Source organism: Streptomyces sp. NPDC019890 (genome assembly GCF_044903445.1).
Taxonomy (GTDB): Bacteria; Actinomycetota; Actinomycetes; order Streptomycetales; family Streptomycetaceae; genus Streptomyces.
The window spans coordinates 225,754-251,908 of sequence record NZ_JBJDQK010000010.1; the positions used below are offsets into that span (position 1 = coordinate 225,754).

Genomic DNA, 26,155 nt, shown 5'->3' on the forward strand with positions numbered 1-26,155 from the left:
ATGGTGCGCCGATCGCCGCTCATCACCGGCGGTCGGCGCACCGGGACCGAGCCGGGCCCGCGCCCGGGCGCCCGGGCACCCGCCAGTCGGCACCTGGCACCCGGCGTCAGTGCGCCAGCGGCTCGGCCAGCAGAGTCACGCCGAGCGCGGTGAGCGCCCCGCCGGTAACGCCTTCCACGGCGCGCGTGGTGCGCGGCCGGCGCAGCCACTGCCCCAGCCGGTCCACCAGCAGCGCCACTGCGGGGAACCAGAGCAGAGCCAGGACGACGACGATCGTGGCGAGCAGCAGAGTCCGCGGCAGCACCGGCGCACCGTCCGGCACGAACTGCGGCAGCAGGCTGAGGAACAGGACCGGCGCCTTCGGATTGAGGACGTTCGTGAGGAACCCCTGCCGCAGACTGCGGCCCATGCCGTCGGCCGCTTCGCCCACCGTCTCCGGCACGGCGAGCGCCGGACGCAGGGCCGAGCGCACCGCCCGTACACCCAGGTAGAGCACATACGCTCCACCGGCGATCTGGAGCGTGCGGTACAGCACCGGGACCGCGACCAGGACGGCCGCGAGTCCCGCGACGGCGAGCGCGGTGTGCACGAGCAGCCCCCCGGCCACACCGACGGCACAGGCCACGCCCGCGCGCCGGGAGGCGAGCGCATTGCGTACGACGACGGTGAAGTCCGCGCCCGGCATGGCGACCATGCCCGCGGCGACCCCGGTGAAAGCGACCAGCTGTGCGTCCATGCCGACCATCGTGGCCCGCCGCAGGGCTTAACGTGTACTTATAAACTTCTGGGTCTGCCTAAAGCAATGCTTAAGCCTGGCAGGGAGGGAGTGGCATGTACGACCCGACACGGCTGGCGGCCCTGGTGGCGGTCGCCGAGGCCGGTTCGATCACCCGCGCGGCCGCTCGTCTCGGCTACACCGCGCCCGCGCTCTCCCAGCAGCTGGCCAAGCTGGAGCGCGAGGCCGGCGCGGTACTGCTGGTGCGGCACCATCGCGGGGCGCGGCTGACGGCCGCGGGCGAGCTGCTGGCAGCGCGGGCCCGCCGGGTGCTGGACGAGATGGACCGGGCGCGTCATGAGCTGTCCCGGCTGTCCGGGCTCTCCGGAGGGCGGCTGCGGGTCGGCACCTTCACCACCGTCGGCGTTCATCTGCTGCCCCCGGTGCTGAGCACGTTCCGCAGGGCACATCCTGATGTGGAACTCACCGTCGCGGAGTACGAACCACCGGACGGGGTCCTGGCGGTGGCGGCCGGCGAGGTCGAGCTGGCGCTCACGCATGCGTACGAACCGGCCGAGCCCGCACAGCCGCCCGCCGGTGTGATCCTGGAGCCCCTGCTGGTCGAGGAGTTGGTACTGGTGACGGCCCCCGGCCATGCACTGGCGGGCGGCTCGGGCCGGCTGCCGGTGGCCGATCTTGCCGGGCAGCCGCTGATCAGCAGCGCTCCCTCGCACCCGTCCCGCAAGGGTGTGGAGTCAGCCCTGGCACGCGCCGGGGCGAGTCCCGCCGTGGTGTGCGAGTCACCCGGCTATGCGCTGGTGTGCGCGCTGGTCAGCGCGGGGCTCGGGGTTGCGGTGGTGCCGGAGATGGTCGCCGCGATGGCCGCGACACCATTGAGCGCACGTCAGTTGGAGTCGGCGGGGTTCAGGCGGACGATCTCGGTGGCGCACCGTGGCGAGGAGTCGGGCCCGGCGGCCGAGTCGCTGCGGGCTCTGCTGCGCGGTGCGTTCGGCCGCGCGGGAAACTGACGGCCCGGCCAGGCGCGCCGGGCCGACCGGCCACGCCGTGATCAGCTCTGCACAGGTACGGTCCACGGCAGGGCGATCCAGACGGTCTTGCCGCCCTCCGGAGTGGGAGTGACGGTGAGCTGTCCGCCGCACTCCGCGGTCAGGCTGCGGATGATGACCATGCCGCGGCCGTTGTCCTGGCGGACGGCGGCAGGCAGCCGCTGCGGCCAGCGCGGGTGGCTGTCGGTCACACCGATGCGCAGTTCCTCGTCCCGCTCCAGACGAAGGTCCACGGTGAAGGTCGGCGACTGGCCGAAGGTGTGCTGGACGGCGTTGGTGGCGAGTTCGGAGACGATCAGCCGGACGGTGTCGACGGCGTCGGTCTCGACCGGCAGGCCCCATTCGGAGATGACGTGTGTGGCGTACCGCCGGGCCGCGGAGACCGAGGCGGGATCGCTCGGCAGAGTAACGGATGCTTCTTGGTGATCTGCCATGGCGAAGCTGTCCCTTTCCCACCGGGGCCGGGCTCCGACTCGTAGCGGAATTGCGAGGACGGCCACGGATTGTGCTTCGCGCCAGAGTGCCACCTCACACGCCGTCGGTGGCGAGGATCCACCAAGATATGCATATATCTGTCGCTCAAAGCGGTGAACTCTGCTACGCGAGACCGTATTTGGGCGGCACACTCTCGCTTTGATCGAGTGGAAAGGAGCACGAGATGCGACACGTCCCCGCGGTGCGCCGTCGCAAGCTCGGCGAGGAGCTGCGGAGGTTGCGCCTGGACGCCGGACTCACCAGCCGGGACGCCGGCGGACTGGCCGGCTGGCACCAGTCGAAGGTGAGCCGGATCGAGACCGGCGCCAGCGGGGTCAAGGCCGCGGATGTACACCTGTTGCTGGATGTGTACGAAGTCGCCGACCCTCAACTGCGTGCGCTGCTCGAAACCTTGGTGGACGCGGCCGACGGCACGGGCAGCGGCTGGTGGCACGAGTACCGCGGGCTGATCCCGCCCGAGTACCGGGACTTCATCAGCTTGGAGGCCCATGCCTGCGCGGCGCGCACCCTGGAGACCTCGGTGGTGCCCGGACTGCTGCAGACGCCGGACTACGCGCGTGCGGTGACCCGTGCGGCGCTGGAGGAGTTGTCCGCGGTGACCGTCAACTCGCTGGTGGACGTACGGATCACGCGCCAGTCGGTGCTCTGGGGCGACAGGCCCCTGGAGTTGAGCGCGGTGCTCGACGAGGCGGCGCTACGTCGTGAAGTGGGTGGCGTCCAAGTGATGCGGGAGCAACTGCGGTCGCTGGCGGAGACGGCACAACTGCCCCATGTGCACCTCCAGGTACTGCCGTTCTCGGTCGGCGGCTATGCGGGACTCACCAGTCCTTTCATTATCTTCTCCTTTCCGAACACTTCTGATCTGGATGTGATTGTTCTCGACCATTTGACGAGTAGCCTCTACCTCGAGCGGAAAGAAGACCTTGAGGTGTACGGCGCCGCCTTCCGAGCGATGCAGGCGCGCGCACTGTCACCCGCGGACTCATTGGATCTCATCGCCCGGATCAGTGACGGCGCATAGGGAGGCACCCTCCATGTCAGATTTCCTCACGCGCGACGCATTACGGTGGCGGCGCAGCAGCCGCAGCACGGGGATGAACAACTGCGTCGAGGCGGCCCGGCTGCCCGACGACTCGCTCGCGGTACGCGACTCCAAGAACATCAGGCGGCAGGCCCTGCGCTTCTCGCCGGGAGCCTGGAGCAGCTTCCTGACGGCCATCCACGAGGAGACCGTCAACTGACCACCGACTTACTACCGACTGACGGTCAATCGACCGTCATCCGACCGGCGCGGCCCCGGTGATCGTGGCGATCGCCCGGTCGATCTGCTGATCGGTGAGGTCCGCCCGCGCGGTGAGCCTGATCCTGGAGATGCCGTCCGGCACCGACGGCGGGCGGAAACAGCCGACGACAAGTCCGGCGTCCCGGCAGTCCGCGGCCCAGCGCAGGGCGGCCTCCGGCGACGGCGCCCGTACGGACACCACGGCGGCGTCGGGTCGAGCGGCGGTCAGACCCGCGTCTGTGAGACGACGGTGCAGCGTCGACGCGACGGTACGGGCACGGTCGGCCAGCGCGGGCTCGCGGCGCAGCAGCCGCAGGCTCGCCAGCGCGGCTCCCGCGGCGGCGGGAGCCAGGCCCGTGTCGAAGATGAAGGTGCGGGCGGTGTTGACCAGGTGCTCGATCACCCGGGCCGGGCCCAGTACCGCCCCACCCTGGCTGCCCAGGGACTTGGAGAGAGTGAGCGTGGCGACGACGCCGGAGGCGCCCGCGATGCCTGCGGCGTTCAGCGCCCCGCGGCCGCCGTCGCCCAGCACGCCAAGACCGTGCGCGTCATCGACGAGCAGCGCCGCGCCGTGCTCGCCGCAGGCCTGAGCGAGGGCCGCCAGCGGCGCGGCGTCGCCGTCCACCGAGAAGACCGAGTCGGTGACCGCGAGGGCCCGCCGCCCTGGGTGCGCGTCGAGCGTCTTGCGTACGGCTTCCACATCGGCGTGCGGCACGATCGCGGTCTCGGCGCGCGAGAGCCGGCAGCCGTCGACGATCGAGGCATGGTTCCCCGCGTCGGAGACGATCAGTGAGCCGCGGCCGCTCAGCGCGGTCACCGCGGCGAGATTCGCGGCATAGCCGGAGGCAAGCACCAGGGCTGCCTCGAAGCCGCAGAAGGCGGCGAGTTCCCGCTCGAGCTCGGCGTGCAGCGCGGTGCTGCCCGTGACCAGCCGGGAGCCGGTGGCCCCGGCGCCCCAGCGGCGGGCCGCTTCGGCAGCGGCGCCGGTGATCTCAGAACGGCGGGTGAGGCCCAGATAGTCGTTGCTGGCGAGATCCAGCAGTTCGGACTCGGCGGTGCGCGGCCGGAGCGTACGCACGAGGCCCGCGCGCTCACGGCGGCGCGACTCGTCGTCGATCCAGTCGAAAGGATCCTGGGGCATGGTGGTCCGGTCCTTTTGTAGGCAGCGCACAAGACCCTAACCGGGGTCACTCGAGGAACGGATGTGGCCATGCACACACCTCAAACACGGTCTCTTGTGTGGTTCCTCCTTGGCCGCGGCGTGTGCCGTACGTCAGGATCGGCGCCATGGACCTGCTGAACACCCTGGTGGAGAAGGGGTTGCGGCGCGAGCTGCCGACCCGTGAAGAAGCCCTCGCCGTACTGGCGACCTCCGACGACGAACTGCTCGAAGTGGTTGCGGCGGCCGGCAAGGTGCGCCGCCAGTGGTTCGGGCGGCGGGTGAAACTGAACTATCTCGTCAATCTGAAGTCGGGGCTGTGCCCCGAGGACTGCTCGTACTGCTCGCAGCGGCTCGGCTCCAAGGCCGAGATCCTCAAGTACACCTGGCTGAAGCCGGACGAGGCGTCGCAGGCGGCCGCCGCGGGTGTCGCGGGCGGCGCGAAGCGGGTCTGTCTGGTCGCCAGCGGCCGCGGTCCCACCGACCGGGACGTCGACCGGGTCTCGAAGACGATCGAGGCGATCAAGGAGCAGAACGAGGGCGTCGAGGTCTGTGCCTGCCTCGGGCTGCTCTCGGGCGGGCAGGCGGAGCGGCTGCGGGCCGCGGGCGCGGACGCGTACAACCACAACCTCAATACGTCCGAGGGGACATACGGGGACATCACCACCACCCACACCTATGCGGACCGGGTGGACACCGTGCACCAGGCGCAGGCCGCGGGGCTTTCCGCCTGCTCCGGTCTGATCGCGGGCATGGGTGAGAGCGACGAGGACCTGGTCGACGTCGTCTTCTCGCTGCGCGAGCTCGACCCCGACTCGGTGCCGGTCAACTTCCTGATCCCCTTCGAGGGCACACCGCTGGCCAAGGAGTGGAACCTCACCCCGCAGCGCTGTCTGCGGATTCTCGCGATGGTCCGTTTCGTCTGCCCCGATGTGGAGGTACGGATCGCGGGCGGTCGCGAGGTGCATCTGCGCTCGATGCAGCCGCTCGCGCTGAACCTCGCCAACTCGATCTTCCTCGGCGACTATCTGACGAGCGAGGGGCAGGCGGGCCAGGCCGACCTCGACATGATCGCGGACGCGGGCTTCGAGGTGGAGGGCACGGACACGACGACGCTGCCGGAGCACCGCGCGGACGCGCTCGCGGGTGGCTGCGGTTCGCACTCCGGCTCCGGCGGGTGCGGGCCGTGCGGTGACGGTGAGGCGGTCGCCGAGCCCGTCGCCGAGGTTCCCGCGGCGCGTACGGATCTGGTCGCCGTGCGCCGCCGTGGCGCGGGCACGGATCTCGCGCCCAATGCCTGAGTCCGTACCGGAGTCCGGCTACGGCCCCGGCGAGCTGCTGGCGCTGGACCGGGCGCATGTCTGGCATCCGTACGGCCCGATGCCGGGCCGTACGGATCCGCTGATCGTGGAGTCCGCGTCCGGCGTACGGCTGCGGCTCGCCGAACCGGTCCACGGGCAGCGCGAGTTGATCGACGGCATGTCGTCCTGGTGGTCGGCGATCCACGGCTACAACCACCCTGTCCTCAACGAGGCGGCGCACGGCCAGCTGGAGCGGATGAGCCATGTGATGTTCGGCGGGCTCACGCACGAGCCCGCCGTGCGGCTCGCCGCCCGGCTGGTCGAGATCACGCCCGAGCCGCTGCGGCATGTCTTCCTCTGCGACTCGGGCTCCGTCTCGGTCGAGGTCGCGGTGAAGATGTGCCTGCAGTACTGGCGCTCGGTGGGGCGGCCGGCCAAGCAGCGACTGCTGACCTGGCGCGGCGGCTACCACGGGGACACCTGGCAGCCGATGTCGGTGTGCGACCCCCAGGGCGGCATGCACGAGCTGTGGTCGGGGGTGCTGCCGCGGCAGATCTTCGCGGACGCGCCGCCGGTGGGCTTCGAGGAGTCGTACGCACAGCAGCTGCGCGATCTTGTCGCGCGGCACGCGGACGAGCTGGCCGCGGTGATCGTGGAGCCGGTGGTGCAGGGTGCGGGCGGGATGCGGTTCCACTCCCCCGAGTATCTGCGGGTGCTGCGGGAGGCGTGCGACGAGCACGGGGTGCTGCTGGTGTTCGACGAGATCGCGACGGGGTTCGGCCGTACCGGCACGCTGTTCGCGGCGGAGCACGCGGGAGTCTCGCCGGATGTGATGTGCCTGGGCAAGGCGCTGACCGGCGGCTATCTCACGATGGCGGCGACGCTGTGCACGGCGGAGGTGGCCGACGGCATCTCGCGCGGCGCGGTCCCGGTGCTGGCGCACGGCCCGACGTTCATGGGCAATCCGCTGGCCGCGGCGGTGGCCTGCGCCTCGATCGATCTGCTGCTGGCGCAGGACTGGCAGCGGGAGGTCAAACGCCTGGAGGCGGGCCTGCGGGAAGGGCTGGCCGCGGCGGAAGGGCTGCCGGGTGTGAAGGAGGTACGGGTGCTGGGGGCGATCGGTGTCGTACAGCTGGACCACGAGGTGAACATGGCATCGGCGACGGAGGCTGCGGTGCGGGCGGGGGTGTGGCTGCGGCCGTTCCGGGACCTGGTGTATGTGATGCCGCCGTATGTGACGGGAGACGAGGACTTGGCCCGGGTCTGCGGGGCGGTATGCGCGGCGGCGTCCGCGGGCTGACCACGACCGGGGCCCCGCCCCGGAACCCGGGACCCGGGACCCGGGACCCGCGGGGGCTAACGCCCTCGCACCCCAGGGGCCGCCGGCTTCGCGGCGCGGACTCGGGGGCTCCGCCCCCAGCCCCCGAACGCGACCTTCGGCCGCGTGTCCTCAAGCGCCGGACGGGCTTGATTTCAAGCCCCGCCGGCGGCTGAGGCGCGGGGCCCGGGGCGGAGCCCCGGCTACGGGAAGGGGCGGCAGCCCCGGACTCAGGGCGTGCACATGAACAGAAAGGCAGACCGCAGCAATGGCAGTCATCGTCGTCACCGGGACCGGAACCGAGATCGGTAAAACCGTCGTCACCGCCGCCGTTGCCGCGCTCGCGCGTGGGCGAGGCTCCTCCGTCGCCGTGGTGAAACCCGCGCAGACCGGGGTGGCCCCCGGGGAGGCCGGCGACGTGGACGAGGTCGTGCGGCTCGCCGGGCACGTCAACGGGGTTGAGATCGCGCGGTATCCCGAGCCTCTCGCTCCCGCGACCGCCGCGCTGCGCGCCGGGATGGACGCCGTCCGGCCGCGGGACGTCGTCGAGGTCGTGGAGAAGCTGGCCGCAGATCATGACCTCGTACTCGTCGAGGGCGCCGGCGGCCTGCTCGTACGGTTCGACGAGGAGGGGGCGACGCTCGCCGACGTCGCGGGGCTGCTCCGCGCGCCCGTGCTCGTCGTCGTACCCGCCGGACTCGGGACGCTCAATACCACCACGCTGACCGCGGAGGCCCTGCGCGCGCGGGAGTTGGAGCAGCTCGGCGTGGTCGTCGGGAGCTGGCCCGCCGAGCCGGATCTGGCCGCGCGGTGCAATCTCGTGGACCTGCCCGAGGCGGCCGGGGCGCCGCTCCTCGGAGCCGTGCCGGCCGGGGCCGGTGCGCTGGCTCCCGCCGAGTTCCGGGCGCGGGCCGCACGTTGGCTCGCGCCCACGCTCGGCGGCGTCTGGGACGCCGAGGCGTTCACCGCCGCCGTACGCTGAGCCCATGCGAGCCCGGATCGACGAGATCGTCTTCGACTGCCAGGACCCCGCCCGCCTGGTGCGCTTCTGGGCCGCCCTGCTCGGCGGGGACCCCGTCGACCGCAGCGCCGACTGGTCGTACATCGATCCGCCCGGATTCGTACGGGTCGCCTTCCAACGCGTGCCCGAGGGCAAGGCGGTCAAGAACCGGCTCCATCTCGATCTCGACGCAGGCGATGTCGACCGGGCCGTCGACGAGGCGGTCGGTCTCGGCGCCGTACGGATGGGACCGGCCATCACCGATGACCACGGCCGCTTCCAGGTCCTGGCGGATCCCGAGGGCAACGAGTTCTGCTTCGTCTGACCGGGGGGACAATGTCGGTGAGTGCACCGCCGTCCCGAGGAGGTCGCAATGCCCCTGCGCAGCACCAAAGTGCCCCGGGACGCCGTGCACCATCCGCTCTTCGCCCGCTTCTACGCCAGAATCAGCGTGGTGGCCGACAAGAACGCCAAGATCGCCGACCACCGCAAGGAGTTGCTGTCCGGGCTCTCCGGCCGGGTCATCGAGATCGGCGCGGGCAACGGGCTGAATTTCGCCCACTACCCGTCGGCCGTCTCCGAGGTCGTCGCGATTGAACCCGAGCGCATCCTGCGGCATCTGGCCACGCAGGCCGCCCGCCGCGCGGACGTCCCGGTGGACGTGGTGCCGGGCGCGGCGGAGGCGCTGCCGGTCAAGAGCGAGGCCTTCGACGCCGCGGTGGCCTCACTGGTGCTGTGCTCCGTACGGGATCTGCCGCGGGCGCTCGGCGAGATCAGACGGGTCCTGCGGCCCGGCGGTGAACTGCGGTTCTTCGAGCACGGGCTGGCCGAGAGCAGAGGCATGGCGAGGACCCAGCGGGCGCTGGACCGCACGGTCTGGCCACTGCTGTTCGGCGGCTGCCACACCGCGCGGGACACCATCGCCGCGATCGAGTCCGCGGGCTTCGAGCTCGGTTCGTACCGCAGACTCCAGGTGCCGGAGGGCGGTGTGCGACTGCCCTCGTCCCCCTGTGTGCTGGGCGTGGCCCGCCGTCCCTTCGTCACGGACCCCAGCTAGCTCGCAGGCAACCGCGGCGGCCGGCATCGCCCGGACGGAGGGCTTCCAGTGATCCCGTACAACAGGAACAGCTCGCTCAACAGGATTCACTCGCTCCACTGCCGTAGCTCCGCGGCGATGGTCCGCACGTCCGCCTTGCCCTCCTTGACCAGCCGGGCGAGGTCTCGCACCTGCTCGGGCGAGGTGACGACCTTCAGTCCGCCGGCAACCAGATAGCCGTACGCGACGGCGGAGGCGAACATCGCGTTCGAGTGCTCGAGCGCGGGCACATGGAGCAGCAGCTGAAGCAGGGAGGCGGCACGGGCGTGCGGGTCGCTGTAGACGGGGATGCCGAATATCTCGGCGTCATGACGGCTGACGGCGGCGACGAGCGCGCCCCAGTCGGTGACCTGCGGATCGCCGGGGGTCTTGTGCTCGGCGACCATGAGCAGCCAGGCGAGGTCGATCTGAAGACTCAACGGGTGCCTTCGCGTCCGCTGCCCGTACGCGCGCCGCCGCTGCCGGTGCCCGTACCGTCATCCGTGGCGAGCTCGCCGAACTCCTCGGCGAACACGGACTCGTACTGCTTCATGAAGTCCGACGCCGCCTCGACGAAGGTGCGTCCCACCTCGCCCGCGTCCTGCTTGACGAGCTCCTCGATGTAGCGGTTCACGCTCATCCCGCGCTGCATCGCCCGCTGGCGCGCGGCCTCCGCGGTTGTCTCGTCCACTCTCACGTTCAGCTGAGTCTTCGCCACACTTCAAGCTAGCGTGTCGGCGCTAGCACCGGCAAGAGGGCCCCCAACGTACCCCGCAAGCATCCCGTGCCCCTTACATCAACCGCGAGGACCGGACCTACGAGGGATACCGAGGTGCGCAGACTCGATCTACCCTCGCATCCTGTACGGGAGAGGGAGCGGCCACGACCCGGGAGGCGGCCTTGTCCACACCTGCCACAGCACTCACCCACGACCAGTCGGCGGACGTGCCGCTCGCCGCCCGGGCGCGGGGCCTGACCAAGGCGTACGGCAGCGGGGAGACGATCGTCCGCGCCCTGGACGCCGTCGACGTCGACATCGCGCGCGGCCGGTTCACCGCGGTCATGGGCCCCTCCGGCTCCGGCAAGTCCACCCTGATGCACTGCCTCGCCGGTCTCGACACCGTCTCCGCAGGTCAGGTCTGGCTCGGCGACACGGAGATCACCTCTCTGAAGGAGCGCGAGCTCACCCGGCTGCGCCGGGACCGGATCGGCTTTATGTTCCAGGCGTTCAATCTGCTGCCCACCCTGACCGCCGCCGAGAACATCACGCTCCCCATGGACATCGCCGGGCGCAAGCCGGACCGCGAGTGGGTGGAGCAGGTCATCGACACGCTCGGACTGCGCGACCGGCTGCGTCACCGGCCCGCCCAGCTCTCCGGCGGGCAGCAGCAACGCGTCGCCTGCGCCCGTGCGCTGGCCTCCCGCCCCGAGTTGATCTTCGCCGACGAGCCGACCGGAAATCTCGACTCGCGCGCGGGGGCCGAGGTGCTCGCCTTCCTGCGCGAGGCCGTCGACCGGCTGGCGCAGACGGTGGTCATGGTGACGCACGACCCGGGCGCGGCCGCCCACTCCGACCTGGTGCTCTTCCTCGCGGACGGACGCATCGTCGATGTCATGCCGGAACCGACGGCAGAGGCGGTGCTGGAACGCATGAAGCGTTTCGACGCCCTGCGAAAGAGCTGAGGACACGGTGCTCAGAGCGACACTGCGGAGCTTCTTCGCGCACAAGGGCCGGCTCCTGCTGTCGGCACTGGCGGTACTGCTGTCGGTCGCCTTCGTCAGCGGCAGTCTGATCTTCTCCGACACCGTCTCCAGTACCTTCGACCGGCTCTTCGCCTCCACATCGGCGGACGTGACCGTCGAGCCCAAGAAGGGCCTCGACGAGCGCCTGCCGACGGGAGTCGTACGGACCGTCCCTGCCTCGCTCGCCGAGCGGATCGACTCGGTCGACGGCGTCAAGGCCACCCATGTCGACGCCGCCGTGGAGAACATCACCGTCGTCGACGCGACCAACAAGGCGGTCGGGCCGACGACCGGTGCGCCCACCATCGCCACCAACTGGTATGTCACCGAACGCAGTCCGGTGAAGCTGACCAGCGGGCACGCGCCGCACGGGCCCGGCGAGGCGCTGCTCGATGCGGACACGGCCGACAAGAAGAAGCTGCGCATCGGAGACACGCTGACCGTTCTCGCGCAGCCCGGCTCCTTCAAGGTCGAGATCGTCGGCATCGCCACCTTCACCACCACCAACCCCGGCGCCGCGCTGGTCTTCCTGGACACTCCGACCGCTCAGACCAAGCTGCTGGGCCGGGCGGGGGTCGCGACCGCGATCTCGGTGGACGCCGCGGACGGGGTCGACGACGCGACGCTCAAGCAGCGTGTCGCGGCCGAGCTGGGTGATGTGTACGAACTCAAGACCGCGGACGAGCAGGCCAAGTCGGCGGCCGCCCAGCTGGGCGGATTCCTCGATGTCATCAAGTGGGTGATGCTCGGCTTCGCGGGCGTCGCGGTCCTGGTCGGCATCTTCCTGATCGTCAACACCTTCTCCATGCTGATCGCCCAGCGCACCCGCGAGCTGGGACTGCTGCGGGCGCTCGGCGCGGACCGCCGCCAGGTGCGCCGCTCGGTGCTCACGGAGGCACTGCTGCTGGGTTTTGTCGGCTCGACGCTCGGACTTGCCGCGGGCATCGGGCTGGCGGCCGGGCTGATCGAGCTGATGGGTCTGCTCGGCATGAATCTCAGCGCCGCCGAGATGGTGGTGAAGGTCGCGACGCCGGTGTCCGCGTATGCGGTGGGGCTCGGGGTCACCTTCGTGGCCGCGTATCTGCCGGCCCGGCGGGCGGCCAAGGTCTCCCCGATGGCCGCGCTCGCCGATGCCGAAGTCGCGGGCGTGGGGCGGCCGTTGACGGTCCGGGCGATCGCCGGGACCATGGTCGGGGCGGCGGGCGCGGCCGCCCTCGTCGGCTGCGCGGTGAGCGGGAAGACCGCGACCGCTTCCTCGCTGTTGGGCCTGGGCGTGGTGCTGACGCTGATCGCGACGGTGGTGGCGGGGCCGTTGCTGGTCCGGCCGGTGATCCGGGTGCTGGGCGGCGCATTCCCCAAGCTGTTCGGCTCGGTCGGCCGGATGAGCCAGCGCAACGCGCTGCGCAATCCGCGGCGCACGGGCGCCACCGCGGCGGCGCTGATGGTGGGCCTGGCACTGGTGGGCGGGCTCTCGATCGCCAGCGCCTCGATGACCAAGTCCTTCGACAACCAGATCGACAAGACACTGGGCGCCGACTTCGTCATACAGAACAGCAACTTCCAGCCGTTCCCGCAGGAGATCACCGAGAAGGTGAAGGACGTCGACAGCGCGGGCACCGTCGTACGGCAGCGCTTCGCGCCGCTCGCGCTGAATCTGCCCGACGGGAAGCGGGTGGAGTCGACCGCCTCCGGCTACGACCCGCAGTTGGACGAGGCCGCGCACATCACCTACGCGAGCGGGAACACCGCGGCCGCGCTGGCGCCCGGCAGCATCGCGATGGACCGCGGATATGCCGAGGAGCACAAGGTGCGCATCGGGTCGGTCCTGCCTGCCGAGTTCGCCGGCGGAAACAAGACCAGGCTGACGGTCGGAGCGCTCACGGACATGGACCAGAGCGGTGGGCCGGGGATGGAAGGCGGCCTGTTCATGGGGCTCGGCACGGTGGAGAAGTATCTGCCGGGCGGGCAGGACGCGGCGCTGTACGTCAACGCCGCGGGCGGCAGCGACGCCAAGGAACTGCGCAAGGGCCTGGAGCGGGCGCTCGACCCCTATCCGCAGGTACAGGTGCGGGACCAGGCCGACTACAAGGAGCTGATCCGCCAGCAGATCGCCGTGATGCTCTATCTGGTGTACGCGCTGCTGGGCCTGGCGATCGTGATCGCCGTGCTGGGTGTGGTCAACACCCTTGCCCTGTCGGTGGTGGAGCGGACCCGGGAGATCGGTCTGCTGCGGGCGATCGGTCTCTCCCGGGTCCAGCTGCGGCGCATGATCCGGCTGGAATCCGTCGTGATCGCGGTCTTCGGTGCGCTGCTGGGTCTGGCCCTGGGCATGGTGTGGGGTGTGGCGGTGCAGCAGGTGCTTGCGCTGGAGGGGCTGACGGCGTTCGCCATTCCGTGGGGGACGGTGATCGCGGTCGTGGTGGGATCGGTCGTCGTGGGTCTTGCGGCCGCGGTGCTCCCGGCGCTGCGCGCCTCGCGGATGAACGTGCTGACAGCCATCGCACACGAGTAGCCGCGCGCCCGAATAGGCTTCCGGCCATGATCGACCTGCAGATACGCACCGCCGGGGCCGAGGAGGCCGAGACCGTTCTCCGCTTCTGGAAGGAGGCGGCGGAGGGCACGAGCATCACGGACGACGTGGCCGGGGTCAGGGGCCTGATCGTGCGCGATCCCGAAGCGCTGATCCTGGCCGAGTCCCAGGGCCGGGTGGTGGGCTCGGTGATCGCCGGATACGACGGATGGCGCTGCTCGCTCTACCGGCTCGCCGTGCTGCCGTCGCACCGCCGGCAGGGCGTTTCGACGGCACTGCTCCAGACCGCCGAGCAGCGCTTCCTGGCGGTGGGCGGCAGGCGCGGTGACGCGATGGTGCTGGAGGTCAATGAGCCTGCCCAGCGGGCGTGGGCCTCGGCCGGGTACCACCGCGAGGACCACTGGCGGCGCTGGGTGAAGCCGTTCGCGGCCCGCGCCAAGCACTGAGCCGGCGCCGGAAACGCGATGCGGGCCGGGACCTCAGGGATCCCGGCCCTGAGCACCGCACTCGTGCTACTTGCCTTCCAGCGCCGCCACCAGCTGAGACAAACCGCCGCCGGCCACGATGAGGGCAAGGTGGTCGTGGTAGTCCCGGCTGCTGACGATCAGGCCGTCGCGGACCCGCAGCACCTGGATGTTGGAGGCCTCGAAGGTCCGTCCGGTCAACCGGTGGTGCACGTGGTAGTCGAACTCGGCGACGACCACCTCCGCGTCGTCGGTTTCCCGGACGACCACGTTCGCCGGGGTCAGCTCCACGGGCGAACTTGCGGAGACTTGAGCGAATCGCTCCTTGAGCGCGGTCCGCCCCTCGAACCGGCGCGGACCGACCGGCTCGAAGACGGTCTCCACTACGGCGTCCTCGGCATAGAGCTCGGCCAGCTCCGTGAACCGCCCCGCCCTGATGCCCTCGATCAGCTCCTGGAAGACCTCGCGCGGTGACAGCGTTTCAGGCATGACAAACCTCCGGTGGGATCCACGGCTAGAATCGGACTAGCGACTCCGTTTTTACGATACGGACTGGAGACTCCGGTTGTCCAGGGTGGTTCTGCCGTCGCCGGCGAAGGGATGGGAGAGGGATGGGTGGCGCTCAGGAGCGCCCGCTGCGGGCGGACGCGGTCCGCAACCGGGCCAGGCTGCTGGATGTCGCCACGGAGGTATTCACCGCCCGCGGCGTCAGCGTGCCGACCGAGGAGATCGCCCGCATCGCCGGGGTCGGAGTCGGCACGCTCTTCAGGCATTTCCCGACCAAGGAGGCACTGCTGGAGGCGGTGATGGTGCGCAGACTGGAGGAAATGGCAGCCCAGACCGCGCAGTTGGCCGCCGAGGCCGGGCCCGCCGAAGCCTTCTTCGCCTGCTTCCGTCTGGTGGTGGATCAGTCCGCGGGCAAGAACGAGTTCGCCCAGGCTCTCGCTGCGGCCGGGGTGAACGTCCACGCGTCCCTGCAGGAGCCGACCATGGAGATCCAGGCTCGGCTGGCCGATCTACTGACCGGGGCGCAACGGGCGGGGGCGGTCCGCCCGGAGCTGGGCCTGCCGGAGTTCATCGCGCTCCTGGCCGGCGTCGGCAGGGCGATGGAACAGCTCGGAGCGGATCCGGCGCCCCGGGAGCGGATCTTCGAGGTCGTCTTCGACGGACTGCGGCCACGCTGAATCGAAGGCGTACAAACCGCCCACGGAAGTTGCCGAACGGAGAGATTGGGGGCCAGGTCGAGTGAGACGGGACACCTTGGAATCAATCGTCCAGAGCCGTGCACCAGGTATTTACCTGTCCTTTACCATGGTGGACAGTTCGGCCCGGCCTCCTGCTCTTCCGCCAGGCGTCCGGGGGTTCCCCAGCACGACACAGTCCCGACGAAAGGTGTGAGCGTCCGCCCATGGGCGAGCCTCCCAGTAGCAGACATCGAGCATTCCTCCTGCCCCTGCCCGATCATGGGACGGAGGTGAACCGATGACCGAAGTGCTCCTCCTCTGTGTGGCAGTGCTGCTCGCGCTCGCCTGCGGCGGCTTCGTCGCGGCGGAGTTCTCCCTCACGACCGTCGAGCGCGGCCAACTCGAGCGGGCCGCGGAGCGCGGCGAGCGCGGGGCGGCCAGTGCCCTCAAGGCCGTACGCAGTCTCACCTTCCAGCTCTCCGGAGCCCAGCTCGGCATCACCGTCACCAACCTGGTCGTCGGCATGCTCTCCGAGCCGTCCATCGCCAAGCTGATCCGCGGCCCCTTGCTGGCGCTCGGCGTCTCCGCGTCGGTGGCGTCGTCAGCCGCTCTGGTCATCGGCACCGCGCTGTCCACGATGGTGCTGATGGTCGTCGGCGAGCTGGTCCCGAAGAACTGGGCCATCTCGTCCCCGCTCGCCGTGGCCAAGGTGGTGGCCCCGCCGCAGCGGGTCTTCACCGCCGCCTTCAAGCCCCTCATCAGCCACCTCAACAACTCGGCCAACCGCATTCTGCGGCGGCTCGGCATGGAGCCGACCGAGGAACTCGCCTCCGCCCGCAGCCCGAAGGAACTCGTCGCCCTGGCCCGCCACTCCGCCAAGGCAGGTGCGCTGGAGGCGGACACCGCCGAGCTGTTCGTACGCACCCTCAAACTGGCCGAGCTGACCGCCGAGAACGTGATGACCCCGCGGGTCCAGGTCACGGCCCTCGAAGTGCAGGCCACCGCCGAGGACGTCGCCAATGCCACGCGCGCGACCGGCCTGTCCCGCTTCCCCGTCTACCGGGGCAGCCTGGACACCGTCGTCGGCATAGCGCACATCAAGGACGTCCTGGCGATCCCGGCCGAACGCCGTAGGCGTCACCCGGTCTCCGAGCTGCTGCGCGAGCCACTGCTCGTACCGGCGACACTGACCGTGGACCGTCTCCTCGACCGGCTGTCCGGGAAGAACACGATGGCAATCGTCGTCGACGAGTACGGCGGCACGGCCGGTGTCGTGACGCTGGAGGACATCGTGGAGGAGGTCGTCGGCGAGGTGCGCGACGAGCACGATCCGCACGAGACGCCGGACCTGGCGCCGGCGGGCGAGGACGCGGACGGACGCACTCTCTGGTCGGCGGACGGCGCTGCCCGCACCGACCAGCTGGAGCGGATCGGACTCCGGGTGCCGGAAGGGCCGTACGAGACGCTCGCCGGCCTGATCGCCACCGAGCTCGGGCGCATCCCCGCCGAGGGCGACCGGATCGAGCTCGCGGGTTGGCGGCTCGATGTCGTGGACGCATCAGGGCGGCGTGCGGCGCGGGTGCTGCTGCATGCTCCCCCGCCGTCGGACGACGACACCGACGACACCGAGGAGGCCGGACGATGACCGCGATCCAGCTCCTCATCGGCCTCCTTACGCTGGTGGTCAACGCCTTCTTCGTCGGCGCGGAGTTCGCCCTGATCTCCGTACGCCGCAGCCAGATCGAGCCGGAGGCGGAGGCCGGGAACCGGCAGGCGCGCAGCGTCCTGTGGGGCCTGGAACATGTCTCCGCGCTGCTGGCGGCCGCGCAGCTCGGCATCACGCTGTGCACCCTGGTGCTGGGCATCGTCGCCGAGCCCGCCATCGCGCATCTGCTGGAACCGGTCTTCAACGCGGTGGGCGTGCCGCACGGCCTGATCCACCCGATCTCGTTCGTGATCGCGCTGGCCGTGGCGACGTATCTGCACATGCTGCTCGGCGAGATGGTCCCGAAGAACATCGCGCTGGCCGAACCCACCCGGACCGCGCTGCTGCTGGGCCCGCCGCTGGTCGCGCTGGCGCGAGGGCTGCGACCGGTGATCTTCACGGTCAACGCCCTCGCCAACGGCCTGCTGAAGCTGCTGCGGGTGGAGGCGAAGGGCGAGGTGGAGGCGACCTTCTCGGACGACGAGCTGGCCCGGATGGTGCGCGACGCGGACAACGCAGGGCTGCTCGACGGCCGGTCCGCCGAGCGGCTGCGCGACGCCCTGGAGCTTGGCCGCCGACCGGTGCGGGATGTGGTGATGCCGGTCGAGCGCGTGGTGTACGCGCGCACCGAAACGACGCCCGCGCAGCTGGAGCTGCTGGCTGCCGAGTCCGGGTTCTCCCGCTTCCCGGTGGTGGACTCGGGCCGCCGGATCCTCGGGTATCTGCACGTGAAGGACGCGCTGGACGCCACCGGGCGGGACATGCCGTTCCCGGTCACGGCGTTGCGCCCGATCGCACGGGTGCGGGCGGAGACACCGCTCGACGATGTGCTCACGGCGATGCGGCGCAGCCGTACGCACCTCACGGCGGTGCTGGACGAGGACGGCACGCCGGTGGGCCTTGTGACGATGGAGGACGTGCTGCGCGAACTGGTGGGAATGCCCGGCTGACCGGACGGCGGGCCCGGCTAGCTCGTCGGCGTGCCCGGCTGACTCACCGTGGTTGCGGTGGCGGCCCGTTCCGTGGTCTCGGTGAGACCCGGGCCGGGCCGTCCGGCTGTTGCCGTGCCGATCGCGGTGAGTACGGCGAGAACGGCGGCCAGGCCCGCGGTGACGAGTGCGGCCTGCCAGTCGACGTCGAAGAGGTTCGTCGCACCGGCTGTCAGCACGGCGACCAGGGACTGGGCGAAGGTGCGCACGGCGCGCTCCGCGGTGGCTTTCCAGAAGTCTGCGGTGAACATGTACTGGACATACTGCGGAAATCGCCGCAGCGACAGACCCGGCGGGGAATCAGAACGCGGTCGCCGCCAGCCAGACGTCAAGAACGGCGCGGTCGCCGCTGATGGCGAAGCGCGCGTCGTCCGCCCGGAGGCGTCCGTACACGAGCAGCAGCAGATCGCCCGCGGTCGCCTCGACGGCCGCGGACGCCTCCCGCTCGGTCTTGGTCCAGGAGAAGCCGTCCGCACCGAAGCCGATCGTCCAGGCGGCGCCGGTGTCCGTGGCCGTCAGCCGGACCGAGCCCTGGGCGAGAGCGGCGACCGGCTCGGCGATCCAGGTGTAGTAGGGCAGGTTCTCCAGGAACTCCTCGATGCCGTCGGCGGCCGTGCCCGCCGCGATACGCGGATCGAGACCGAGGGCCAGTTCGGCGTCGGCGAGATGGACGACGGCCTCGAAGAGCAGCCGCCGCGGGAAGAAGCGCACCCGCTGGTCGGCGCCGTGGGACCACATCGGGGTCTCGGGGTCGACACTGCGCAGGGTGCGCAGCGTGACCTCGACGCCGCGGGCCAGCCACTGCGGATACGCCGCCGGGTCCTCGGGGAGTTCGAGCGGGACGTCCCGCGACCAGACGCGCTCGGCGGCCCGGGTCCGTACGAGGTGTTCCATCCAGCGGTGCGTGGTGCCGTGGTGCCTGACGAGGTCGGCGAAGGTCCAGCCGGGGCAGCTCGGCACGGGCGTGGCCGGATCCACGTCCCGTACCGTCTCGACAAATCGCTTCTCCAGCTGCTCGATGACGTCGCAGTACAGCTCGTGCTGGTCGTCGTCGAGGCCGAAGCCCTCGGGGATGCCCAGCAGTTCGTCCCGCCAGGCGCCCTCGGGGTGGCGCGCGGCGGCCCGGCGCACCAGCAGGGAGAGGGTCCGGCGGTCGGCGGGCGGGAGCCGGTCGAGGAGATAACCCGTTGTCTCCAGCCATTTCACCGCGGTGTCGGGGTCGAGAACATCGTCGTCGCAGGTGTCGATCGTGGTCACCAGATCGGCCAGTGCCTCGGCCAGGGCGTTCAGCAGTGCGTCACTCACAGCGCTCCCCTCCCGGTACGGAACCGAGGGACCTTACCGCGCGGTACGATCTCTCCGCCATGGAGATGAATGCCAGTTACACCAGTTTTGTCGCGGTCGGCGATTCCTTTACCGAAGGCATGTCCGATCTGTTGCCGGACGGTTCGTACCGCGGCTGGGCGGATCTGCTCGCGGGCCGGCTGGCCACCCGTACGCCGGACTTCCGGTACGCGAATCTCGCCGTACGCGGCAAGCTCATCGGCCAGATCGTCGACGAACAGGTGGCCGCAGCGGCCGCGATGCAGGCCGATGTGGTCACGCTGGTGGGCGGGCTCAATGACACCCTCCGGCCCAAGTGCGACATGGGGCGGGTACGCGGGCTCCTGGAGGAGGCCGTGGAGAAGCTGCGTCCGTCCTGCGACCGGCTCGTCCTGATGCGCAGCCCGGGCCGCAACGGCCCGGTGATGGAACGGTTCCGCCCCCGCATGGAAGAGCTGTTCGGATTCGTCGACGAACTGGGCGCCCGGCACAACGCCCTGGTCGTCGACCTCTACGGCTCCGAGGTGCTCGCCGATCAGCGGATGTGGGACGTGGACCGGCTGCATCTGACCGCCGATGGGCACCGACGCGTCGCCGAGGCCGTCTGGCAGACCCTCGGCCTGGCCGCCGAGGACGACTGGCAGGCGCTGCTGCCACCCGCGGTACGCCCGGGCTGGGCGGCGCGGCGGGCCGGCGATCTGCGGTTCGCACGCACGCATCTGGGGCCGTGGATAGGGCGCCGGCTGACGGGCCGCTCGTCGGGCGACGGCCGGCCGGCCAAGCGACCCGAACTGCTCCCGTACGAGCCGCCGGTCGACTAGCAACGGCACCGGGCGCGGGGGCCCGGTGCCGTGCACCGCCGCTCTCGTAGCAACGTACAACCCGGGCCGCGGCGCTGGCCTGCAGAAACCGCCAGTAGAATCTCGACACGTGACTGCCGTTCCTGCGAAGCCTCGCATCCCCAATGTCCTGGCCGGCCGCTACGCCTCCGCGGAGCTCGCCGTCCTCTGGTCCCCCGAGCAGAAGGTGAAGCTGGAGCGTCAGCTCTGGCTCGCTCTGCTGCGCGCTCAGAAGGACCTCGGCATCGAGGTGCCCGAGGCCGCGATCGCCGACTACGAGCGGGTGCTCGACCAGGTCGACCTCGCCTCGATCGCCGAGCGCGAGAAGGTCACCCGCCACGATGTGAAGGCGCGGATCGAGGAGTTCAACGCGCTCGCGGGCCATGAGCAGGTCCACAAGGGCATGACCTCCCGCGATCTGACCGAGAACGTCGAGCAGCTGCAGATCCGGCGCTCGCTGGAGCTGATGCGGGACCGCACGGTCGCGGTGCTCGCCCGGCTGGGCAAGCTCTCGGGCGAGTACGCCGAGCTGGTCATGGCCGGTCGCTCGCACAATGTCGCCGCGCAGGCCACCACGCTGGGCAAGCGATTCGCAACCGCGGCCGACGAGCTGCTGGTGGCGTACGGACGGCTCGAGGACCTGCTTGGCCGCTACCCGCTGCGCGGCATCAAGGGCCCGGTGGGCACCGCGCAGGACATGCTCGACCTGCTGGGCGGTGACACCTCCAAGCTCGCCGAGCTGGAGCAGCGCATCGCCGGGCACCTGGGCTTTGCAAACGCCTTCACCTCGGTCGGCCAGGTCTACCCGCGCTCCCTCGACTACGACGTGGTCTCGGCGCTGGTGCAGCTCGCAGCCGCGCCGTCGTCACTCGCCAAGACGATCCGGCTGATGGCCGGGCACGAGCTGGTCACCGAGGGCTTCAAGCCGGGCCAGGTCGGCTCCTCCGCGATGCCGCACAAGATGAACACCCGCTCCTGCGAGCGCGTCAACGGCCTGATGGTCATCCTGCGCGGCTACGCGTCGATGACGGGCGAGCTGGCGGGCGACCAGTGGAACGAGGGCGACGTCTCCTGCTCGGTGGTGCGCCGCGTTGCGCTGCCGGACGCGTTCTTCGCGTTCGACGGCCTGCTGGAGACCTTCCTCACGGTGCTCGACGAGTTCGGCGCGTTCCCTGCAGTCATCGCCCGTGAGCTGGACCGGTACCTCCCCTTCCTCGCCACGACCAAGGTGCTGATGGGCGCCGTACGGGCCGGGGTGGGCCGCGAACTCGCGCACGAGGCCATCAAGGAGAACGCGGTGGCCGCGGCGCTGGCGATGCGTGAGCAGGGTGCCGAGCGCAATGAGCTGCTCGACAAGCTCGCCGCGGACGAGCGGATTCCGCTGGACCGGGCGCAGCTGGACGCGCTGATGGCCGACAAGCTGTCCTTCACGGGCGCGGCGGGCGACCAGGTCGCGTCGGTCGCCTCGCGCATCGAGGAGATCGTCAAGCAGCACCCGGAGGCCGCGGGCTACACCCCGGGGTCGATCCTCTGACCCCCGAAGAGCTTGAGGCCGCCCGCGACCGCATCGTTCCGGATGTGGTCGCGGGCGGTCTTTCCGTGCTGTTCTGCGGCATCAATCCCGGCCTGATGACGGCGGCGACGGGCCATCACTTCGCCCGCCCCGGCAACCGGTTCTGGCCGGTGCTGCATCTGTCGGGCTTCACACCGCATCGGTTCAAGCCCGCGGAGCAGCAGAAGCTGCTGGGCCGTCGGCTGGGCATCACCAATGTGGTGGCGCGGGCGACGGCGCGCGCCGATGAGCTGAGCGACGAGGAGTTCCGCGAAGGCGGACGGCTGCTGACGGCGAAGGTGCAGCGGCTGCGCCCGCGGTGGCTGGCGGTCGTGGGCATCACCGCGTACCGCACGGCCTTCGGCGAGAAGAAGGCGAAGATCGGGCCTCAGGAGCGCACGATCGGGGACACGAAGATCTGGGTGCTGCCCAATCCCAGCGGGCTCAATGCGCACTGGACCGCACAGACGATGGCGGAGGAGTTCACCCGGCTGCGCACGGCGACGGAGGACGGCTCGTACTAGGCGCGCGGGTGCCTCTGCAAGGTGCGGGCGTGCGGGCCGGGCTAGGGAGGGTCCGTTTCGGTGACCACGGCGAGCAGTTGGGACTTGGTCCGGCCGACGGCTATCCACCGGCCCTCTGCCCGCCACAGATGCAGCCAGCCCATCAGCCGGCTGAGCCGGAGCCATGGTTCCGGCAGGTCTTCCTCCGCCGCATCGCGCAGTTGGGTGCCGGCGAGGCTGAACAGATCCGGTTCGCCCCAGCGGTCTGTCAGCCTGTCCAGCAGGTCGTCGTGCTCGGCCACGCGCTGTTCCCTCTCAGCGGTCGCGTCGATGTCACCATCGCCCTCCCCGTCCCCGTCCGCCCCGTCGCCGAAATGCCCGTTCAGCTCCGCCATGTGAAAGCCGGGGCCTTCCGTGCCGACGTCCGACGGGCCGAACTCCGTGGGGAAGGCCCGGGAGCGCAGCAAGTCGATCGTCTCGAGGTGCCGTGCGGTGGTCATGCACCCAGTAAACCGGCCCCCACTGACAATTGGCTCCCCGTCAGAAGGCACCAGCGACAGCGGGGCTGCCCACGGTTGGCCGAGATCCAGCGCGCCGTACAACCAGCGAGTACGATCCGGCAGACACGCGCTAGAGCTGGAAGGACACACAGTGGGGCGGCTGACCGGCGGAGACCCGTCGCTGCTGCGGCGGATCAACTCCGCGGTGGTACTCCATGCACTGCGGGGCGCGGACTCCCCCACGCTCACGGATCTGACTCGAATCACCGGTCTGTCCCGGCCGACCGTCGAGGGTGTGATCGAAGGGCTCATCGAGGGCGGACTGGTCGTCGAGAGCATCCCCGAGGAGGGCGGCACGCGCCGCCAGGGACGCCCGGCCCGCCGGTTCAGATTCCGGGCCGAGGCCGGCCATCTGCTGGGTGTCGAGATCGGCCCGCACCGGGTCGCCGCACTGCTGTCGGGCCTGGACGGGCGCATCATCGGTGCCGGCTCCAAGGATGTGTCCGAGACGGCCTCCGCGGACGAGCGGCTCGAGCGGGTCCGGCTGCTCGTCGCCGATGTGCTGCGCCGGGCGGGTGTCGCGCGCAGCAGCCTGCGGGCCGTCGGAATCGGCTCCCCGGGGATCGTCGAGGCCGATGGAACGGTACGACTCGGGACCGCGCTGCCGGGCTGGACCGGGCTCGCGCTCGGCGACCGGCTGCGCAGGTCGTTCCGATGTCCCGTGCTGGTCGAGAACGACGCCAACGCCGCCGCGGTCGCCGAGCACTGGAAGGGCGCCGCGACCGAGTCCGACGACATCGTGTTCGTGCTGGCAGGGCTCAGCCCGGGCGCGGGTTCACTGATCGGCGGCCGGCTGCACCGCGGCTTCGGCGGGGCGGCGGGCGAGATCGGGGCGCTGCACCTGCTGGGCCGCGAGGCGACCCCGGAGCGGCTGCTGTCGACGACGGACGAGCCGCTGCACCCACTGGACGAGCAGGCTGTCGCCGTTGTCTTCGCCCACGCCAGGCAGGGAGACCCCCGAGCGCAGGCCGCGGTCGAGCGGTTCATCCAGCGCCTGGTGCACGATGTGGCGGCGCTGGTGCTGGCGCTCGACCCGGAGCTTGTGGTGATCGGCGGCTGGGCCGCGGGGCTCGACGGCGTACTCGATCCGCTGCGCGACGAGCTGTCCCGGTACTGTCTGCGTCCGCCGCGCGTTGCGCTGTCGCTGCTCGGCGAGGCGGCCGTGGCCACCGGTGCGCTGCGCCTGGCGCTGGACCATGTCGAGGAGCAGCTCTTCGCCGTCGAGGGAACGGTGACGGCCCGCCGCTGAGCAGGGCTCGGTGCGACGGGCCGTACGACAGAGCAGACGGCTCAGGAAGCGCGACGCTCCTGGTCGTCGTGGCTGATCTCCAGATCGCCCGAGTCCCCGAAGGTCAGCCGGCACGTGTCGGCGCGGTAGGTGGCGACCGAGACGGCCGCCGTCCTGCCCTCGGAGAAGTACCGCGTGGTGACGACCAGGACGGGCGCGCCCGGCAGCCGGTCGAGCTCCTTGGCGTGGTCGGCCCGTGCCGAGCCCAGCTCCACCGCGCGGTCCTGGCCCTCGAGCTCGAGCCGCTGGAGCTCACGCAGTACGGCGCGGGCGCGGGCGGGCCCGGACGGCGCGTCGATGGCCGTGAGCTCGGGCAGGGACGAGGCCGGGATGTACAGCAGCTCGGCCGCGACCGACTGGCCTTGGCTGACGCGCAGCCTGCGGACGGAGTACGTCTCTTCGTCGGCGTCACTGTCGGTGTCGAGCAGTCGCGCGACCGCCGTCGGCGGCACCATGGTGGTGCAGTCGACGGACTGCCAGGCGTCCTGTCCGGTGCCCGGCCAGGCCTGCTGGGTGGTGGAGACATCGACACCCATGCGCGGCGGGGCGACGGTCGTGCCGACGCCGCGACGGCGCTGCAACCGGCCCTCGAGCTCGAGCTGTTCGAGCGCCTGACGGAGCGTGGCGCGGGCGACTCCGAAGCGAGCGGCCAGATCGCGCTCGTTGGGCAGGATCTCCCCCACCGCGAAATCAGAGTCGAGCGCTTCACCGATCACGGTCTTGAGGTGCCAGTACTTGGGCTCCGGCACCGATTCCAGCTGCGTGGTCCCCACCCTGATCCTCCGCAATCGCCTTGTCAGCGGCGGCTATTCCGCGCCCTTGTTTATTAAAGGTTCCTGCACTAACCACTGCGACCATAGGGCGGCACCCCCCCTTGGTCAAGACCAATCCTCCGTCGGTCACACAGCGAAACCAAGCGGTTTCGCAGAGCGTTCACAAGCCGTTCGCGCCGCTGTGAAACACAGGTAGCACAAGACCCCGCTTCCTCGCGGAACACGGGGTCTGACGTGCGACGGAAGTGGCTGGATAGGAGCCCGCCACACCTCGGCCAGCGAGGCGGGTCAGGCGGGGTTGCGCACGTCGCACACACAGTGCAGGGCAGGTACGGCGCGCAGCACCCGCCCGAACGGCGCTCCCCACTTGAACTGGAAGCTACTGAGCGGTAATTGTTACTGACGAGCCGTCTAAAGCGTATTCACGTGGGCGACACCAGGGAGCAGCAAGCATGGCCGCGAAGATCTCGTTCTCCATCGAGTCCCCCGAGGGCAGCCACACGCTGTCCGTCAGCTATGAGCGTGCGGGCAAGGGTGAGCCGCTGCTGCTGCTGCATGGCATCGGGCACCACTGGCAGGCCTGGGAGCCGGTCATGGGCATCCTGGCCGCCGAGCGCGATGTCATCGCCATCGACCTGCCCGGCTTCGGCACGTCCCCGGCACTGCCCCAGGGGGTCTCGTACGACCTCACCACCGTGGGCTCGGCCCTCGGCGGGTTCTGCGAGGCGCTGGAGATCGACCGCCCCCATGTCGCGGGGAACTCCCTCGGCGGGCTGCTCGCCCTGGAGTTGGGCCGGGAGAAGCTCGTGCGGTCGGTGACGGCGCTGTCGCCCGCCGGCTTCTGGTCGCCGGGCGAGCGGCAGTACGCCTTCGGGATGCTGCTCACCATGCGTCGCGCGGCGCGGGCTCTGCCGCTGCCGCTGATCGAGGGGCTGTCCCGGTCGGCGGCCGGACGGGCGGCGCTGACCAGCACCATTTACGCACGGCCCGGACGGCGTTCACCCGCAGCGGCCGTCGCGGAGACCCTCGCACTGCGCGCTGCCACCGGTTTCCACCAGACGCTCGCCGCCGGCCGCGACATCGTCTTCGCCGACGACATCCCCGATCTGCCCGTCACCATCGGCTGGGGTATGCAGGACCGGCTGCTGCTGCGCCGTCAGGGCATCAGGGCCAAGCACGCCATCCCGGGGGCGCGGCTGGTGCGACTTCCCGGCTGCGGCCATGTCCCCATGAACGACGACCCCGCGCTCGTCGCGCGCGTCATCCTGGACGGCAGCCGCTGACCGCCTG

General features: G+C 70.6%; 29 protein-coding genes. 19 read left to right on the forward strand and 10 right to left on the reverse strand.

Features of this window, described 5'->3' with window-relative positions; translation table 11 throughout:
• Nucleotides 1-106: 106 nt before the first annotated feature.
• Nucleotides 107-736, reverse strand: coding sequence for a LysE family translocator (locus tag ACI2LP_RS26110; protein WP_404726936.1), 630 nt, complete (start codon nt 734-736; stop codon nt 107-109).
• Between the two features lie 95 nt (nt 737-831).
• Here ACI2LP_RS26110 and ACI2LP_RS26115 point away from each other — a divergent pair, with 95 nt between their 5' ends.
• A complete protein-coding gene (locus ACI2LP_RS26115) occupies nt 832-1,743 on the forward strand; it encodes a LysR family transcriptional regulator (RefSeq protein WP_404726937.1) in 912 nt (303 codons plus the stop codon).
• Between the two features lie 41 nt (nt 1,744-1,784).
• On the opposite strand, the gene ACI2LP_RS26120 is transcribed toward ACI2LP_RS26115, so the two are convergent.
• Complete coding sequence (locus ACI2LP_RS26120; protein ID WP_404726938.1) at nt 1,785-2,216, reverse strand: ATP-binding protein; 432 nt, start codon at nt 2,214-2,216, stop codon at nt 1,785-1,787.
• Between the two features lie 224 nt (nt 2,217-2,440).
• Here ACI2LP_RS26120 and ACI2LP_RS26125 point away from each other — a divergent pair, with 224 nt between their 5' ends.
• Both ACI2LP_RS26125 and ACI2LP_RS26130 read left to right on the forward strand, forming a co-directional pair.
• Nucleotides 2,441-3,298, forward strand: a complete 858-nt coding sequence (locus tag ACI2LP_RS26125) for a helix-turn-helix domain-containing protein (protein WP_404726939.1) — start codon at nt 2,441-2,443, stop codon at nt 3,296-3,298.
• Nucleotides 3,299-3,311: 13 nt separating this feature from the next.
• Nucleotides 3,312-3,518: a DUF397 domain-containing protein gene (locus tag ACI2LP_RS26130; protein WP_404726940.1), complete on the forward strand. Its 207-nt coding sequence runs from the start codon at nt 3,312-3,314 to the stop codon at nt 3,516-3,518.
• 36 nt (nt 3,519-3,554) lie between these two features.
• Here ACI2LP_RS26130 and ACI2LP_RS26135 read toward each other — a convergent pair whose 3' ends face one another.
• Nucleotides 3,555-4,700, reverse strand: a complete 1,146-nt coding sequence (locus tag ACI2LP_RS26135) for an 8-amino-7-oxononanoate synthase (protein WP_404726941.1) — start codon at nt 4,698-4,700, stop codon at nt 3,555-3,557.
• Nucleotides 4,701-4,846: 146 nt separating this feature from the next.
• On the opposite strand from ACI2LP_RS26135, the gene bioB reads away from it, so the two are divergent.
• The 5 genes from bioB (at nt 4,847) to ACI2LP_RS26160 (ending at nt 9,394) form a co-directional block, all read left to right on the forward strand.
• A complete protein-coding gene (gene bioB / locus ACI2LP_RS26140) occupies nt 4,847-6,019 on the forward strand; it encodes a biotin synthase BioB (protein ID WP_404726942.1) in 1,173 nt (390 codons plus the stop codon).
• Nucleotides 6,012-7,319 carry an adenosylmethionine--8-amino-7-oxononanoate transaminase gene (locus ACI2LP_RS26145; RefSeq protein WP_404726943.1) on the forward strand — a complete coding sequence of 436 codons (1,308 nt, stop codon included), beginning with the start codon at nt 6,012-6,014 and terminating at the stop codon, nt 7,317-7,319. Before bioB ends, ACI2LP_RS26145 begins: the two co-directional genes overlap by 8 nt.
• 286 nt (nt 7,320-7,605) lie before the next feature.
• Nucleotides 7,606-8,319: a dethiobiotin synthase gene (gene bioD, locus ACI2LP_RS26150; protein WP_404726944.1), complete on the forward strand. Its 714-nt coding sequence runs from the start codon at nt 7,606-7,608 to the stop codon at nt 8,317-8,319.
• 4 nt (nt 8,320-8,323) lie between these two features.
• On the forward strand, nt 8,324-8,662 hold the full coding sequence (locus ACI2LP_RS26155) for a VOC family protein (RefSeq protein WP_404726945.1): 339 nt from the start codon (nt 8,324-8,326) through the stop codon (nt 8,660-8,662).
• 48 nt (nt 8,663-8,710) lie between these two features.
• The gene (locus ACI2LP_RS26160; protein WP_404726946.1) at nt 8,711-9,394 is read left to right on the forward strand and encodes a class I SAM-dependent methyltransferase; all 684 of its coding nucleotides are present in this window, start codon (nt 8,711-8,713) and stop codon (nt 9,392-9,394) included.
• A gap of 86 nt (nt 9,395-9,480) precedes the next feature.
• Here the strand turns inward: ACI2LP_RS26160 and ACI2LP_RS26165 are convergent, their stop codons facing one another.
• Both ACI2LP_RS26165 and ACI2LP_RS26170 read right to left on the reverse strand, forming a co-directional pair.
• Nucleotides 9,481-9,852 carry a fic family toxin-antitoxin system, toxin component gene (locus ACI2LP_RS26165; protein WP_360870689.1) on the reverse strand — a complete coding sequence of 124 codons (372 nt, stop codon included), beginning with the start codon at nt 9,850-9,852 and terminating at the stop codon, nt 9,481-9,483.
• Nucleotides 9,849-10,130: an antitoxin gene (locus tag ACI2LP_RS26170; RefSeq protein WP_404726947.1), complete on the reverse strand. Its 282-nt coding sequence runs from the start codon at nt 10,128-10,130 to the stop codon at nt 9,849-9,851. The genes ACI2LP_RS26165 and ACI2LP_RS26170 overlap by 4 nt, the downstream gene beginning before the upstream one ends.
• 182 nt (nt 10,131-10,312) lie before the next feature.
• On the opposite strand from ACI2LP_RS26170, the gene ACI2LP_RS26175 reads away from it, so the two are divergent.
• Genes ACI2LP_RS26175 through ACI2LP_RS26185 form a run of 3 tightly spaced genes read left to right on the forward strand, consistent with a single transcriptional unit; the run spans nt 10,313 to nt 14,131 of the window.
• Nucleotides 10,313-11,095: an ABC transporter ATP-binding protein gene (locus tag ACI2LP_RS26175; protein ID WP_404726948.1), complete on the forward strand. Its 783-nt coding sequence runs from the start codon at nt 10,313-10,315 to the stop codon at nt 11,093-11,095.
• A gap of 7 nt (nt 11,096-11,102) precedes the next feature.
• On the forward strand, nt 11,103-13,667 hold the full coding sequence (locus ACI2LP_RS26180) for an ABC transporter permease (protein ID WP_404726949.1): 2,565 nt from the start codon (nt 11,103-11,105) through the stop codon (nt 13,665-13,667).
• A gap of 26 nt (nt 13,668-13,693) precedes the next feature.
• A complete protein-coding gene (locus ACI2LP_RS26185) occupies nt 13,694-14,131 on the forward strand; it encodes a GNAT family N-acetyltransferase (protein ID WP_404726950.1) in 438 nt (145 codons plus the stop codon).
• Between the two features lie 66 nt (nt 14,132-14,197).
• On the opposite strand, the gene ACI2LP_RS26190 is transcribed toward ACI2LP_RS26185, so the two are convergent.
• Nucleotides 14,198-14,638, reverse strand: a complete 441-nt coding sequence (locus ACI2LP_RS26190) for a nuclear transport factor 2 family protein (protein WP_404726951.1) — start codon at nt 14,636-14,638, stop codon at nt 14,198-14,200.
• A gap of 122 nt (nt 14,639-14,760) precedes the next feature.
• Between ACI2LP_RS26190 and ACI2LP_RS26195 the strand changes: the two genes are divergently transcribed.
• From ACI2LP_RS26195 to ACI2LP_RS26205, 3 genes are all read left to right on the forward strand, one after another.
• A complete protein-coding gene (locus tag ACI2LP_RS26195; protein WP_404726952.1) occupies nt 14,761-15,333 on the forward strand; it encodes a TetR/AcrR family transcriptional regulator in 573 nt (190 codons plus the stop codon).
• Nucleotides 15,334-15,631: 298 nt separating this feature from the next.
• A complete protein-coding gene (locus tag ACI2LP_RS26200; protein WP_404726953.1) occupies nt 15,632-16,978 on the forward strand; it encodes a hemolysin family protein in 1,347 nt (448 codons plus the stop codon).
• Nucleotides 16,975-17,988, forward strand: a complete 1,014-nt coding sequence (locus tag ACI2LP_RS26205) for a hemolysin family protein (RefSeq protein ID WP_404726954.1) — start codon at nt 16,975-16,977, stop codon at nt 17,986-17,988. Before ACI2LP_RS26200 ends, ACI2LP_RS26205 begins: the two co-directional genes overlap by 4 nt.
• 17 nt (nt 17,989-18,005) lie before the next feature.
• Here the strand turns inward: ACI2LP_RS26205 and ACI2LP_RS26210 are convergent, their stop codons facing one another.
• Together ACI2LP_RS26210 and ACI2LP_RS26215 are read right to left on the reverse strand one after the other, a co-directional pair.
• Nucleotides 18,006-18,278, reverse strand: a complete 273-nt coding sequence (locus ACI2LP_RS26210) for a holin (RefSeq protein WP_404726955.1) — start codon at nt 18,276-18,278, stop codon at nt 18,006-18,008.
• A 49-nt stretch (nt 18,279-18,327) separates the two neighbouring features.
• Nucleotides 18,328-19,332 carry a maleylpyruvate isomerase family mycothiol-dependent enzyme gene (locus tag ACI2LP_RS26215; protein WP_404726956.1) on the reverse strand — a complete coding sequence of 335 codons (1,005 nt, stop codon included), beginning with the start codon at nt 19,330-19,332 and terminating at the stop codon, nt 18,328-18,330.
• A 59-nt stretch (nt 19,333-19,391) separates the two neighbouring features.
• On the opposite strand from ACI2LP_RS26215, the gene ACI2LP_RS26220 reads away from it, so the two are divergent.
• The 3 genes from ACI2LP_RS26220 to mug all read left to right on the forward strand — a co-directional run bounded on the left by ACI2LP_RS26220 (nt 19,392) and on the right by mug (nt 22,265).
• Nucleotides 19,392-20,171 carry an SGNH/GDSL hydrolase family protein gene (locus tag ACI2LP_RS26220; protein ID WP_404726957.1) on the forward strand — a complete coding sequence of 260 codons (780 nt, stop codon included), beginning with the start codon at nt 19,392-19,394 and terminating at the stop codon, nt 20,169-20,171.
• Between the two features lie 109 nt (nt 20,172-20,280).
• The gene (gene purB, locus ACI2LP_RS26225) at nt 20,281-21,723 is read left to right on the forward strand and encodes an adenylosuccinate lyase (protein ID WP_404726958.1); all 1,443 of its coding nucleotides are present in this window, start codon (nt 20,281-20,283) and stop codon (nt 21,721-21,723) included.
• Nucleotides 21,720-22,265, forward strand: a complete 546-nt coding sequence (gene mug, locus ACI2LP_RS26230; protein ID WP_404727018.1) for a G/U mismatch-specific DNA glycosylase — start codon at nt 21,720-21,722, stop codon at nt 22,263-22,265. Before purB ends, mug begins: the two co-directional genes overlap by 4 nt.
• 41 nt (nt 22,266-22,306) lie before the next feature.
• On the opposite strand, the gene ACI2LP_RS26235 is transcribed toward mug, so the two are convergent.
• Complete coding sequence (locus tag ACI2LP_RS26235) at nt 22,307-22,744, reverse strand: hypothetical protein (RefSeq protein WP_404726959.1); 438 nt, start codon at nt 22,742-22,744, stop codon at nt 22,307-22,309.
• 151 nt (nt 22,745-22,895) lie between these two features.
• On the opposite strand from ACI2LP_RS26235, the gene ACI2LP_RS26240 reads away from it, so the two are divergent.
• Entirely contained in the window at nt 22,896-24,053 is a 1,158-nt protein-coding gene (locus ACI2LP_RS26240) for an ROK family transcriptional regulator (protein ID WP_404726960.1), read from the forward strand.
• 41 nt (nt 24,054-24,094) lie between these two features.
• On the opposite strand, the gene ACI2LP_RS26245 is transcribed toward ACI2LP_RS26240, so the two are convergent.
• Nucleotides 24,095-24,865 carry a GntR family transcriptional regulator gene (locus tag ACI2LP_RS26245; protein WP_404726961.1) on the reverse strand — a complete coding sequence of 257 codons (771 nt, stop codon included), beginning with the start codon at nt 24,863-24,865 and terminating at the stop codon, nt 24,095-24,097.
• Nucleotides 24,866-25,317: 452 nt separating this feature from the next.
• Between ACI2LP_RS26245 and ACI2LP_RS26250 the strand changes: the two genes are divergently transcribed.
• Nucleotides 25,318-26,148 carry an alpha/beta fold hydrolase gene (locus ACI2LP_RS26250; RefSeq protein WP_404726962.1) on the forward strand — a complete coding sequence of 277 codons (831 nt, stop codon included), beginning with the start codon at nt 25,318-25,320 and terminating at the stop codon, nt 26,146-26,148.
• Nucleotides 26,149-26,155: the final 7 nt, after the last annotated feature.